The organism is Streptomyces sp. NPDC028298, from assembly GCF_055565895.1.
Genome location: NZ_JBVHTL010000013.1, coordinates 1 through 12,055 on the forward strand (window position 1 = coordinate 1; position 12,055 = coordinate 12,055).

9 protein-coding genes are annotated in these 12,055 nt (G+C 71.5%); 5 read left to right on the plus strand and 4 right to left on the minus strand.

Annotated elements, in window-relative coordinates:
* Positions 1-410 precede the first annotated feature (410 nt).
* Positions 411-860 carry a PTS sugar transporter subunit IIA gene (locus tag ACZ4TO_RS38565; protein WP_382795445.1) on the plus strand — a complete coding sequence of 150 codons (450 nt, stop codon included), beginning with the start codon at positions 411-413 and terminating at the stop codon, positions 858-860.
* Positions 861-937: 77 nt separating this feature from the next.
* On the plus strand, positions 938-2,608 hold the full coding sequence (ptsP, locus tag ACZ4TO_RS38570; protein ID WP_468026686.1) for a phosphoenolpyruvate--protein phosphotransferase: 1,671 nt from the start codon (positions 938-940) through the stop codon (positions 2,606-2,608).
* A 78-nt stretch (positions 2,609-2,686) separates the two neighbouring features.
* Here ptsP and ACZ4TO_RS38575 read toward each other — a convergent pair whose 3' ends face one another.
* On the minus strand, positions 2,687-3,580 hold the full coding sequence (locus ACZ4TO_RS38575) for a hypothetical protein (RefSeq protein ID WP_385048260.1): 894 nt from the start codon (positions 3,578-3,580) through the stop codon (positions 2,687-2,689).
* Positions 3,581-3,602: 22 nt separating this feature from the next.
* Entirely contained in the window at positions 3,603-4,811 is a 1,209-nt protein-coding gene (locus ACZ4TO_RS38580) for an MFS transporter (RefSeq protein WP_468026687.1), read from the minus strand.
* A gap of 111 nt (positions 4,812-4,922) precedes the next feature.
* Between ACZ4TO_RS38580 and ACZ4TO_RS38585 the strand changes: the two genes are divergently transcribed.
* Positions 4,923-6,242, plus strand: a complete 1,320-nt coding sequence (locus ACZ4TO_RS38585; RefSeq protein WP_468026688.1) for an aminotransferase class I/II-fold pyridoxal phosphate-dependent enzyme — start codon at positions 4,923-4,925, stop codon at positions 6,240-6,242.
* 16 nt (positions 6,243-6,258) lie between these two features.
* Here ACZ4TO_RS38585 and ACZ4TO_RS38590 read toward each other — a convergent pair whose 3' ends face one another.
* Positions 6,259-8,226, minus strand: coding sequence for an acetoacetate--CoA ligase (locus ACZ4TO_RS38590; protein ID WP_468026689.1), 1,968 nt, complete (start codon positions 8,224-8,226; stop codon positions 6,259-6,261).
* A gap of 213 nt (positions 8,227-8,439) precedes the next feature.
* On the opposite strand from ACZ4TO_RS38590, the gene ACZ4TO_RS38595 reads away from it, so the two are divergent.
* Entirely contained in the window at positions 8,440-10,815 is a 2,376-nt protein-coding gene (locus ACZ4TO_RS38595) for a glycoside hydrolase family 31 protein (protein ID WP_468026690.1), read from the plus strand.
* A 3-nt stretch (positions 10,816-10,818) separates the two neighbouring features.
* Here ACZ4TO_RS38595 and ACZ4TO_RS38600 read toward each other — a convergent pair whose 3' ends face one another.
* The gene (locus ACZ4TO_RS38600) at positions 10,819-11,355 is read right to left on the minus strand and encodes an NUDIX domain-containing protein (RefSeq protein WP_382795465.1); all 537 of its coding nucleotides are present in this window, start codon (positions 11,353-11,355) and stop codon (positions 10,819-10,821) included.
* Between the two features lie 240 nt (positions 11,356-11,595).
* Between ACZ4TO_RS38600 and ACZ4TO_RS38605 the strand changes: the two genes are divergently transcribed.
* Complete coding sequence (locus tag ACZ4TO_RS38605) at positions 11,596-12,042, plus strand: Zn-ribbon domain-containing OB-fold protein (protein ID WP_468026691.1); 447 nt, start codon at positions 11,596-11,598, stop codon at positions 12,040-12,042.
* Positions 12,043-12,055 lie beyond the last annotated feature (13 nt).

Here is a 12,055-nt window from a genome sequence, read left to right on the forward strand (position 1 = left end):
GTCTTGCGTTTCCGACTCTATCAGACCGTTTCCGTATCCGATTTCCTCGGTGCTTTCCAGGTTCTCGCTTTCGCGTTTCCCTTTCCGGCGAGTCCAAACTCTATCAGTCCTTTTCCGTCTCACTGACCACCATCCCGCAGACATGCGGAACAGGACCCCGAGATAGGATCTGACAAGTTGGGTGCTGCCGGGCAACGACGCCTTGGTCACGCCGCTCAGCCTCAGGCAGGAGTACGACTCTACATGGGGTGCGGGAGCGGGCGCAAATCGTTTGCCCTGTCCTCTACGGCGCCAACCGGGATCTCTCGCGCGGAACCGGCACTTCATATGACATACCCTGCTCAACAGTGCGCTGTCCGGGACAGGCAGTGACGGCCCGTATAGATCTCCACCCCCCTCGGAGGCTTTCCATGACCACCGTGACGTCCCCTCTTGCAGGACGCGCCATCGGACTCGCCGCGGTACCGGACCCCGTCTTCTCCGGAGCGATGGTCGGCCCCGGTACGGCGATCGATCCCGTGCGCGAACCCTCGGAGGCTGTCTCTCCCGTGGATGGCGTGATCGTCTCCCTTCACCCGCACGCGTTCGTCGTCGTCGACGGTGAGGGCCACGGCGTGCTGACGCACCTGGGCATCGACACCGTGCAGCTCAACGGCGAAGGCTTCGAGCTGCTCGTCAACAAGGGGGACACCGTGACGCGCGGCCAGAGTGTCGTGCGCTGGAACCCCGCGGCCGTCGAGGAGGCCGGAAAGTCCCCGGTGTGCCCGGTCGTGGCCCTCGAAGCCACCGCGGACTCCCTCTCGGACGTCCGTGAGGACGGCGACGTGAAGGCCGGCGACGCGCTGTTCGGCTGGCAGTGACTTCGACGCTGTCCTGGACGGCGCGTTCGACAAACATCACGGCGGCGGTGACGCCGCACTATGCGGAGACGGGTGAGATGGAGACAACGCTGCGAGGCGTCGGCGTGAGCCACGGTGTGGCCATCGGCGAAGTTCGGCACATGGGAACGGCGGTCCTCGAACCGCCTGCCAAGCAGATTCCCCCGGAGGACGCGGCACGCGAGCAGGCACGCGCGCGCAAGGCCGTGGTGGACGTGGCGGCCGACCTCATCGCGCGCGGCAATCTGGCGGGTGGCGAGGCCCAGGCGGTGCTCGAGGCCCAGGCCATGATGGCCCAGGACCCCGAGCTCACGGCTGACGTCAACCGGCGGATCGCCGTGGGCAGCACAGCCGAGCGTGCGGTCTACGACGCGCTCGCCGCCTACCGGGCGCTGCTCGCCGGCGCCGGTGAGTACCTCGCCGGACGTGTGGCCGACCTGGACGACGTGCGGAACCGTATCGTCGCCCGGCTGCTCGGTGTGCCCATGCCGGGTGTCCCGGACAGCGACGAGCCGTACGTCCTCATCGCGCGTGACCTCGCGCCCGCCGACACGGCGCTGCTGGACCCGACCCTGGTCCTCGGTTTCGTGACGGAGGAGGGCGGGCCGACGAGCCACAGCGCGATCCTGGCCCGTGCGCTGGGCGTACCGGCCGTCGTGGCGCTCCCCGGCGCCGGTGAGCTCGCCGAGGGCACCGTGATCGCGGTCGACGGCAGCACGGGCGAGATCTTCGTGGAGCCGAGCGCGGAGAAGAAGGCGCAGCTCGAGGCGGCGGCTGCCGCGCGCAGGGCGGCGCTCTCCGCCTCGACGGGTCCGGGTGCCACCTCCGACGGGCACAAGGTGCCGCTGCTGGCCAACGTCGGCGGTCCGGCGGACGTGCCGGCGGCCGTGGAGGCCGGTGCCGAGGGTGTCGGTCTGTTCCGTACCGAGTTCCTGTTCCTCGACGACAGCAAGCAGGCGCCGTCCGAGGAGAAGCAGGTCGAGGCCTACCGTCAGGTGCTCGAGGCCTTCCCCGAGGGCCGTGTCGTGGTGCGGGTGCTGGACGCGGGTGCGGACAAGCCCCTGGACTTCCTGACGCCGGCCGACGAGCCCAACCCGGCGCTCGGTGTCCGGGGTCTGCGTTCGCTGCTGGACCACCCCGATGTCCTGCGGACGCAGCTCACCGCGCTCGCGAAGGCCGCCGAGGGGCTGCCGGTCTACCTCGAGGTGATGGCTCCGATGGTCGCCGACCGCACGGACGCCAAGGCGTTCGCGGACGCGTGCCGTGAGGCCGGGCTGCGGGCCAAGTTCGGCGCGATGGTGGAGATCCCGTCGGCCGCGCTGCGGGCGCGGTCGATTCTGCAGGAGGTCGAGTTCCTCTCCCTGGGGACCAACGACCTCGCGCAGTACACGTTCGCCGCGGACCGGCAGGTGGGCGCGGTGTCCCGGCTGCAGGACCCGTGGCAGCCGGCGCTGCTCGACCTGGTCGCGCTGTCCGCCGAGGCGGCGAAGGCCGAGGGCAAGAGCTGCGGTGTCTGCGGCGAGGCGGCGTCGGACCCGCTGCTGGCCTGTGTGCTGACCGGTCTGGGTGTCACCTCCCTGTCGATGGGTGCCGCGTCGATTCCCTACGTCCGGGCGACGCTGGCGAAGTACACGCTGGCCCAGTGCGAGCGGGCGGCCTCGGCCGCGCGTGCCGCGGACACGGCGGAAGAGGCGCGCACCGCGGCGCAGGCGGTGCTGTCGGGCGAGTAGCCGGACGGCGCCGTCAGCAGGCGGCGGTTCTCGGTTCGGAGGGGCGCTCCATCTTCGGATGGGGCGCCCCTTTCGCGTTCAGTGCGTGTGGCCGGTCCCCGTTCCCTCGTCTCCGAGATCGGGCGGTACGCAATAGTCGACGCCGGATTCCGGGGAGACCAGATCGCCGGAATCGAGGTCGGTGCAGTAGGCGTCGAACACCTCGCCCGCGGTGAGGGGTTCCAGGTGTTCGCCGCGCAGGCGCCATCCGTAGACACGGTCGGTGGAGTCGGGTGCGGTGGTGCGCATGACGAGTCCGCAGGCGCTCCGGGTGGCGATGCCGAGGGCCAGGACGGTGGTGAATTCGAGGGCTTCGGACTCGTCGAGGCCTGCGGTGAGCTCGGTGCGTCCCTCTGTCCGGAGTACGGCGACGAGTGTGTCGGGAGCCGAGGAGACGCTGCACACGAGGTGGAGGTCTCCGGTGCTCGCGGTGTCGACGATGCGGGCGAGGAGGTGGGCGGCGCGGATGAAGGCGGCGCGGCCGATGTCCTCGCCGCAGGTCGCGCAGGTGCCGGTGCGGGCCAGGAGCGTGGTGGCGTACTCCCAGGTGGCGCGGCGGACGGCTTCGTCGACGAGGTCCGGGACCAGTTCGTCCAGGGGTTGTCCGTCGTAGGGGATGGTGGGGCCGGTCGCCGCCAGTTGGGCGGTGAAGCGGGTACGGCTGACCGGGGTGTCGGGTTCCAGGCCGCTTTCGGCGCAGAACTCGGCGTATTCCTCGGGGTCGAAGAGTGCCACTGTCGTGTGGCTGCCCTGGGCGGCGAGGGTCTTGAGCAGGCCCTCGACCTGCTGGAGATAGGTCCTATGGTCGTCGAAGGCGAAAGTGCGGTAGCGCAGCATCGCCCGGAAGTCCTGTTCGTCGGTCAGCAGGCCGATGGTGCCGGCGATTTCGCGGCGCAGGACGCGTCGCATGGTGTGGTGCTGGGTGTGCGCCATGTTTCCCCCTGTGCGCAGTCGATCAATGCTCACTCACAGTAACCGGCGGCACTGACAACGCGTGGTGGGTGAGTCGTTCGCGCACGAGGCGGTGCTGGAACATGCAGGTCGTGGCCATGGTCGCGCCGAAGAGAGTCCACCCGAGGGGGCCGGCCGCGATGGCCGCCGTGACAGCGAGTGGTCCGACGCTGCGCTGGACCGCCTGAGCAAGGCCGTGGACGCCGAGGTATCCGCCCTGGGCGGTGTCCGGGGCGAGGGCCACGGAGAGTTCCCACGAGACGGTGGCGTGGACCATCTCCGTCACCGTGAAGGCGACGGCCGCGGCGGTCAGGAACAGGGTCACGGCCGTGGCTCCGCCTGTCGCCGAGAGCGCCAGGAGGACTCCTCCGAGCGCGGAGAACACGGAGAGCGGGACGAGGAGGGCGCGGGCCGCGGCGGTCGTGGCGCCGAGGCGGGCCAGCGGGACTTGGAGGGTCACGACCATCACGTTGTTCAGGACCATCAGCAGAGGCGCGAGGCCGTGGGGAGCCTGCTCGGAGTGCACGACGCACAGGGGCAGTCCGACCTTGAACACCGCATCGTCGAGGAAGAGGACGGTCTCGGTGGCGACGTAGGCGAGGTAGGTGCGGTCGCGCCAGGGGCCGGCGGGGCGTGTCGCGGGGGCCGGGTCCGTCGACGTGGCGATCGTGCGGGCGGCCGAGGGCGGTTCGCCGCAGCGGGCGGTCGCGAGGGCGACGGCCACGAAGGAGAGGGCGTCGCCCGTGAGCAGCCACTGGTAGGCGGCGGTGGTGCCGATGGTCAGGGCGCCCGCCGCGGCGAGACCTCCGAGAGCCCAACCGGCGTTGGCGACGGTGCGGTTGAGGGCTTGGTAGCGGACGCGGTCGGGTCCCGATACACGGGTGGCGTACAGCTTGGTGAGGACGTTCGCGGCCCGGTCGCCGAAGCTGCCGGCCGCGGAGAAGGCCACGAGGAGGGCGTAGTTGTCCGTGGTCAGCAGGGCGAAGGCGGCGAGGGCGCGCAGGAGTTGGAGCCCGATCAGTACGCGGGTCAGGGGCAGTCGGTCGGCCATGCGTCCGCCCAGGGGCGCGCCGGCGATGCCGACCGCTCCGGCCACGGCGACGAGGGTGCCGATCTGCGCGACCGAGAGGCCGGCGACGTAGGTGAAGTACAGGACGGAGACGGCTGCCCACAGGCCGCTGCCGGTGCGGTCGACCAGGGCGATCCAGAGCATTCTCCGGCCGTCGGGCCCTCCCGGAATGCGTGGCGGCCATGCGGCTGCGCGGCGCGTCGGGCTCACGGTTCCCCCTTGCCTCACATTATGTATTGATACATACTCAGCAACGTGGCAACACAATATTCGATCAGTGGTACGACAGCCAAGGGAATTGCCGCGTCCGTGGAACGGGGCGTGGCCGAGGGCGCCCTGGAGCCGGGCACGGCGCTGCCTCCCGTGCGCGCTCTGGCGGAGCGGCTCGGCGTCAGTCCGGGGACGGTCGCGACGGCGTACAAGGAACTGCGGCGACGCGCGATCGTGGTGACCCGCGGACGCGGCGGGACCGTCGTCGCCGCCGCGCCCTCGGTGGCGTCACGGCGCCCGCCCCGCGTGCCCGAGGGACTGCGCGACCTGGCGGGCGGGCATCCCGACCCCGCGCTGCTGCCCCTGCTGGTGCCGCCCTCGCAGCTCTCCATCGGCGCGCGCTCCCATCGCGGTTCACCGCGTCTGGCACGACTGGAGGAGGCCGTACGCGACTGGCTGGATCCCGACGGAGTGCCGGCGGAGCATGTGACGTTCGCCCACGGCGCGCTCGACCTGATCGGGCGGCTGCTCTCCGTGGAACTCCGTCCGGGGGACGCGGTCGCGATGGAGGACCCCGGCTACCACCATCTGCTGGACCTGGTCACGGCGCTGGGACTGCGCACGGTTCCGGTCGCGGTCGACGACCAGGGCATCCGCCCTGACGCCCTGCGGACGGCTCTGCGAGCGGGGGTGCGCGCGGTCGTGTTCAGTCCACGGGCGCAGAATCCCTGGGGCGGCAGCCTCTCCGCGGAACGGCGGGACGCTCTCCTCGCGGTGCTCCAGGAGGCGCCCGACGTGCTGGTCGTGGAGAACGACCACGCGTCGTCCGTCGCCGGCGCTCCGCTGCGCACCGTGACGGCGGGCGGCCTGAACCGCTGGGTCCATGTGCGCACGGTCAGCAAGTTCCTGGGAACCGACCTGAGGTGGGCGGCCGCCGCGTGCGATCCGACGACACTGGCCCGGCACGACGGACGCCTGCTGCTGACCTCAGGCTGGGTCAGTCATCTGCTCCAGGAGACGGTGCTCCGGCTGATGACGGACGACGCCACGCGCGCGTTGACGGCGCGTGCCCAGGAGACGTACACGCTGCGCCGGAACGCGCTGCTGCGTGAACTGGCGGACCGGGGCGTCCGGGCTCACGGCGTGAGCGGGCTGAACGTCTGGGTGCCCGTTCGGGACGAGTCGGCCGTGGTGAACGGTCTTCGTTCGTACGGATGGTGGGTCGCGGCGGGCGCGCGTTTCCGGACCTCGGCCGCACCCGGTGTGCGCATCTCGGTCGCGGAGCTCGTGCCCGCCGACGCCGTGCGCCTGGCCTCCGACTTCACCGCGGTGCTCGGCGAGTCGGAGGCCACCTACGGGGGCTGACGCCCGGGGAGGCCGGTCAGCCGCGCTCGCGGGCCAGCTTCTCGTAGAAGCGCAGGAGCTCGACGTCGTCCACGGATCCGACGTTGACCGCCTTCTCCATCGACGCACCCTGGAGCAGGCGCTTCACGGGTACCTCGATGCGCTTGCCGGTCAGGGTGTGGGGCACTCCGGGTACTTCGATGACCTCGTCGGGAACGTGGCGCGGGGAGAGCTGTTCGCGGATGGTCCCCTTGATGCGGTTCAGGAGGTCCTCGTCCAGGACGGCTCCGGGCGCGAGGTGGACGAACAGCGGCATCCAGTAGCCGCCATCGGGCTGTTCGACGCCGATGACGAGCGATTCCCTGATCTCGGGAAGGCGCTCGACGGCCTCGTAGATGTCGGCCGAGCCCATGCGCACGCCCTGCCGGTTGAGCGTGGAGTCGGAGCGGCCGTGGATGACGACCGAGCCCCTGGAGGTGACGGTGATCCAGTCGCCGTGCCGCCACACTCCGGGATAGGTGTCGAAGTAGCTGTCGTGGTAGCGGCTGCCGTCGGGGTCGTTCCAGAAGCGGATGGGCATCGACGGCATCGGGTTGGTGACGACCAGTTCGCCGACCTCGTCGACGAGGGGCTTGCCGCCGGCGTCCCAGGACTGGAGGTCGGTGCCGAGACCGGCCGCCTGGAGCTCGCCGATGTACACGGGGAGCGTCGGTACCGCTCCGGCGAAGCAGGAGCACACGTCGGTGCCGCCGCTGACGGAGGCGATCCACAGGTCCTCGCGGACCTCGTCGTGCAGCCAGCGGAATCCGTCGGGGGGCAGCGGCGAGCCGGTCGTCGCGACACACCGCACCCGGCTGAGGTCGAAGTCGCGCGAGGGGTGGACCCCCGCCTTGCGGCAGGCCATGACGTAGGCGGCGGACGTACCGAAGAGGGTGGCTCCCGTGCGCTCCGCGACACCCCACTGGGCGCCCGTGTCCGGATACCCGGGGCTGCCGTCGTACAGCACGATCGTGGTGCCCGTGAGCAGGCCGGAGACGAGGAAGTTCCACATCATCCAGCCGGTGGAGGTGTACCAGAAGAAGCGGTCCTCGGGGCCCAGGTCGCAGTGCAGACCGAGCTGCTTGAGGTGCTCGACGAGGATGCCGCCCTGGGACTGGACGATGGCCTTGGGAAGGCCGGTCGTACCTGAGGAGTAGAGCACCCACAGGGGATGGCCGAAGGGAACCTGCTCGAAGACGGGCTCCACGTCGGCGGAGGTCAGCGCCGACCACTCCAGCGCGCCCTCGGGTGCCTCGGTCCCCAGCAGCGGGATGTGCACGACGGCGCGCAGGGTGGGCAGCTCGCGGCGCAGTTCCGCGACCGTGTCGCGGCGGTCGTGCTCCTTGCCTCCGTAGCGGTAGCCGTCGACGGCGAACAGGACCACGGGTTCGACCTGCTGGAAGCGGTCGAGGACGCTGCGCGCGCCGAAATCGGGGGCGCAAGAAGTCCAGACCCCGCCCACGGCGGCCGTGGCGAGCAGGGCGACCACGGCCTGGGGGATGTTCGGGAGATAGCCGCTGACCCGGTCTCCGGGCCGTACACCGAGGGCCCGCAGCTCCGCGGCGAGGGAGCCGACCTGACGGCGCAGCTCGGACCACGTCACGGGGACGGACTCGTGGCTCTCGTCGACATACAGGAGGGCCGGTTCGTCCGCGCGGGTCTCCGCGGCGCGCAGGGCGTGCTCCGCGTAGTTGAGGGTCCCTCCGGGGAACCAGTCGGCTCCGGGCATGGCACGGTCGCCGAGCACGCGCGCGTACGGGGCGGAAAACCGTACGTCGAAGAACTCGGTGACGGCCTTCCAGAACGTCTCCAGCTCGTCGACCGACCAACGGTGCAGGGCCGCGTAGCCTCCCTCGGCCGGCGCTCCGTGCCGTTCGGCCGCCCAGGCCTGGAACTTCGTGACCCGCGCCTGGGCGATGCCCTCGGCGGTGGGCTGCCAGAGCGGTGAGGGGTTCGTGGTGGACATGGGGCGGCTCCCGGGCTGTGCGCGTCGTGGGCGTCGGTCGCGCACGAGCGGGGGTGTGCGCGTCACGCGGCTGACACGGACGATGCCATGTGATCGACTTCTTTACCAGGGCACGCCCCACATAGTCGGCTACATGAAGATGTGGCCGCGCACCAGGTGAACGGCAGTTGAACGGCTCACTCAACGGGCGCCGGTAGTGGCAGGGTGAGCAGCATGGACGGTCGTGACCTGGTGCGTTCGGTGAAAGCGGTCGGCTCGGGGGGTACCACTCAGGGGTTGCTCACCGTACGAGCCGCGTGGCGCAGGAGGCGTGCCGACGCCTCCGGGCTGCCCCGGCGGGGCGCCGAGCGGGCGCGGGTACCGGGGCCGGTGCTCGGTGTGGAGCCGGGCCCCGGCGGCGGAGTCGTCCGCTTCACCCGCTCGGAGCTGCGGATCACGGTCACGGTGGGCGGGGCGGTCTTCTGGGGCTGGGACGCGGTCGCGCCGGAGCCGTCGTACGCCTTGGCGGGCCGGTCCCCCGAACCCGATCCACGGGCCGTCCTGGAGCCGGACAAGGACGGCGGCTGGCGGGTCGTGGCCGAGCGGGTCACGGTCACGGTGTCACGGCACGGCGCGGTCAAGGTCCTGACGCCCGGCGGGGTGGTCCTGCGCCGGGATCTGCCGCCCCGGTGGTGGGAACCCGTCGACGGCGGCACCGCCCGCTGGATGCAGCGTTCCGAAGTGGCGGCCGACGCCCGGTTCTTCGGTCTGGGTGGCCGGGCGGCCGGGCTGCGGCTGCGCGAGGGGACGTACCGGCTGTGGAACACGGACCAAGGACAGGCCTTCGGGCCGGGCGACGATCCGCTGTACCTCACGATGCCGGTGCAGATGGTCGTCGCCGACGCGGGTACGCATCTCGTGTTCCACGACACGACGTGGGACGGCACCGTGGTCCTGCGGGAGGGCGAGGAGGGCGCCGGCTCCGGGCACGACCGGGCCGGGTCGAGCGAACTGCGCATGGACGGCGGGCCGCTGCGCTGCTGGGTGATGGTGGGCACCCCCGCGCGCGTGCTGCACTCCTGGGCGTCCCTGACCGGTGCCGCGGCGCTTCCGCCCGCGTGGGCGCTGGGGCACCAGCACGCGCGGTGGGGCTTCGGCAGCGAGCAGGAGGTGCGCAGGATCGTCGCGGGCTACCAGGAGCGTGGCCTGCCGCTGGACGCCGTCCATCTGGACATCGACCACTACGACGACCACCAGGTGTTCACCGTCGATCGCGACAGGTTCCCGAAGCTGCCTCAGCTCGCCGAGGAGTTGCGGCGCGACGGGATCCGGCTGGTGTCGATCGTCGACCCGGCGGTCAAGGCGGAGCCGGGCAACGAGGTGTACGACGGCGGTCTGGCCGAGGATGCCTTCGTGCGGGACGCCTCGGGACGGCTCGTACGAGGTGTCGTGTGGCCCGGGGAGGCCGTGTTCCCGGACTTCACGGACGCGCGGGCGCGCGCGTGGTGGGGCGGGCTGTACGAGGAGCGGCTCGCGCAGGGGTTCGCCGGGTTCTGGCACGACATGAACGAACCGACGTCGTTCACGGCCTTCGGGGAGCCGACGCTGCCGCGTTCGGCCAGGCACTCCCTGGAGGGCCGCGGCGGTGACCACCGCGAGGCGCACAACGTGTACGCGCTGGGCATGGCCCGGGCCGCCTACGAGGGGCTGCGTGAACTGGCGCCGCGGGAGCGGCCGTTCCTGTTCTCGCGTTCCGGGTGGGCGGGTCTGCAGCGCTACGCGGGGACGTGGTCCGGGGACGTGGCCACGGGCTGGCCGGGGCTGCGGGCGTCGTTGTCCCTGGTGCTGGGGCTCGGGCTGTGCGGGGTGCCCTACTCGGGACCCGATGTGGGCGGCTTCGACGGCAGCCCGTCGCCCGAGCTGTATCTGCGGTGGTTCCAGCTCGGCGCGTACCTCCCGCTGTTCCGCACGCACGCCAGTCTGCGGGCCGGGCGCAGGGAGCCCTGGGAGTTCGGTGACGAGGTCCTGGAGCACGCGCGCGTGGCTCTCCTCGAACGGCGGCGGCTGCTTCCGTACTTCATGACGCTGGCGCATCTGGCGCGCCGCACGGGCGCTCCCTACGTCCGGCCCGTGTGGTGGGGCAGTCCCGAGGACCGGGCGCTGCGCGACTGCGAGGACGCGTTCCTGCTCGGCGACAGCCTCCTGGTGGCTCCCGTGCTCGACCCTGGTGCGCTCCGGCGGACGGTGCACCTGCCGCGGGGGCGTTGGTACGACACGGTCACCGAGGAGGCGTACGAGGGGCCGGCGCAGGTGGTGGTCGACGCGCCCTTGTCGCGGATTCCGGTGCTCGCGCGGGCCGGTGCCGTCGTGCCCGTGCGCGGTGCCGACGGCGGGTTGGAGCTGGAGGCGTGGGCGCCCGCGCGGGGAAGCGGCGGTGTCGGGCTCGTCGTGGCGGACACGGGCGACGGTTGGGAGGAACCGGAGGCCGAGCGCCATGTGTCCCGCTGGGAGGAGGACGAGGTGGTGGTGCGAAGGGCGAGCGGCACGGGGGGCCTGAGCGAGCCGTCGTATCCCGTACGGGTGCGGGGACTGGGCAGACCCCGTCGCTGACCCTCAGATGTACCGCCCCTCGAACCATGCGCGCGCGGCCAGGGTGTGCAGTGGGAAGGCGAGTTCGGCCGGCCGGCGCAGCAGGTGCCAGCCTTCGGTCTCGTCGGTGGCGGCGGACTTCGGCAGTTCGGCGGCCGGGCGTTCCGGAAGGAGCCCGAAGAGCAGCAGATGGCCCGCCGGGGAGCTCATCGCGTCGGCGAGCCGCACTTCCCTGCTCGCGGCGTCGATGCCCGTCTCCTCCTTGAGCTCGCGCACGACGGCCTGCCGCCAGTCCTCCCGGTGGTCGATGAATCCCCCGGGCAGGGCGACTCCCCCGCGCGCGGGAGCGATGGTCCGGGTGATGACCACGAGGGCAGCGCCCCGGTCGTCGTAGACGGGCTGCAGGGCCACCGCGACCGGAAGCGGATTGCGGTAGGCGACCGTGCCGCAGGCGGCGCAGGTGCGGGGCCAGCCGGAGATGCCCTCTCCGTAGGGGGCGCCGCAGCTCGAACAGTGCGAGTCGGGTGCGAAGTCGGCGGGCGGGTGCGGGTTTTCGGGCACGCCGCGGACTGTAGTCCATCACCGAACGGGCGTCTTCGGGTTGGACGGGATGACACGGCCGGGGCGGAAGTTCCCGGTCGGGACGGATGGGGCGGTCGGGGCGCTCCCTGCATACCCTCACCGGCGGCCGGGACTCCGGCCGCCGGTGGCGCCCGTCGGTCCGCGCGGACGCCCTGCCCAATTTTCCCCGCCCGTGGCACACTTCTGACGTTCCGTCAGATCGAGCGCCGTGGAGGGACCGTGTCGCGTACACGCACACCTGTCGTCGCCGGGTGGTTCACCGGGGAAGGGGAGGACTTCCGTCTGCTCGGCACGCGCTGCTCGGCGTGCGCCTCGGTGTTCTTCCCCCGGGAGGACGCCTTCTGCCGCAATCCGGGATGCGCGGGCGGCGAACTGACGGAGGCGCCGCTGTCTCCCCGGGGCCGCGTGTGGTCGTACACGGACAGCCGCTACCGGCCACCGTCACCCTATGTGACCGATCCGGAACTCTCCTGGGAGCCCTACGCGTTGATCGCTGTGGAACTGGAATCAGAATGCCTCGTGGTGCTCGGCCAGGCGGTTCCCGGAATCACCGTCTCCGACCTGGCGGTGGGCATGGAGGTGGAGGTCGTCCCCGGTGTGCTGCACGAGGACGAGGAGACCACCTGGACGACATGGCACTGGCGGCCGACAGGGGTGACGGCATGAGAGGCGCGGGGCT

Coding starts and splice junctions, on each gene's coding strand:
- ACZ4TO_RS38595 (WP_468026690.1), top strand. CDS start 8,440: ATGGACGGTCGTGACCTGGTGCGTTCGGTGAAAGCGGTCGGCTCGGGG.
- ACZ4TO_RS38575 (WP_385048260.1), bottom strand. CDS start 3,580: ATGGCGCACACCCAGCACCACACCATGCGACGCGTCCTGCGCCGCGAA.
- ACZ4TO_RS38580 (WP_468026687.1), bottom strand. CDS start 4,811: ATGCTCTGGATCGCCCTGGTCGACCGCACCGGCAGCGGCCTGTGGGCA.
- ptsP (WP_468026686.1), top strand. CDS start 938: ATGGAGACAACGCTGCGAGGCGTCGGCGTGAGCCACGGTGTGGCCATC.
- ACZ4TO_RS38590 (WP_468026689.1), bottom strand. CDS start 8,226: ATGTCCACCACGAACCCCTCACCGCTCTGGCAGCCCACCGCCGAGGGC.
- ACZ4TO_RS38565 (WP_382795445.1), top strand. CDS start 411: ATGACCACCGTGACGTCCCCTCTTGCAGGACGCGCCATCGGACTCGCC.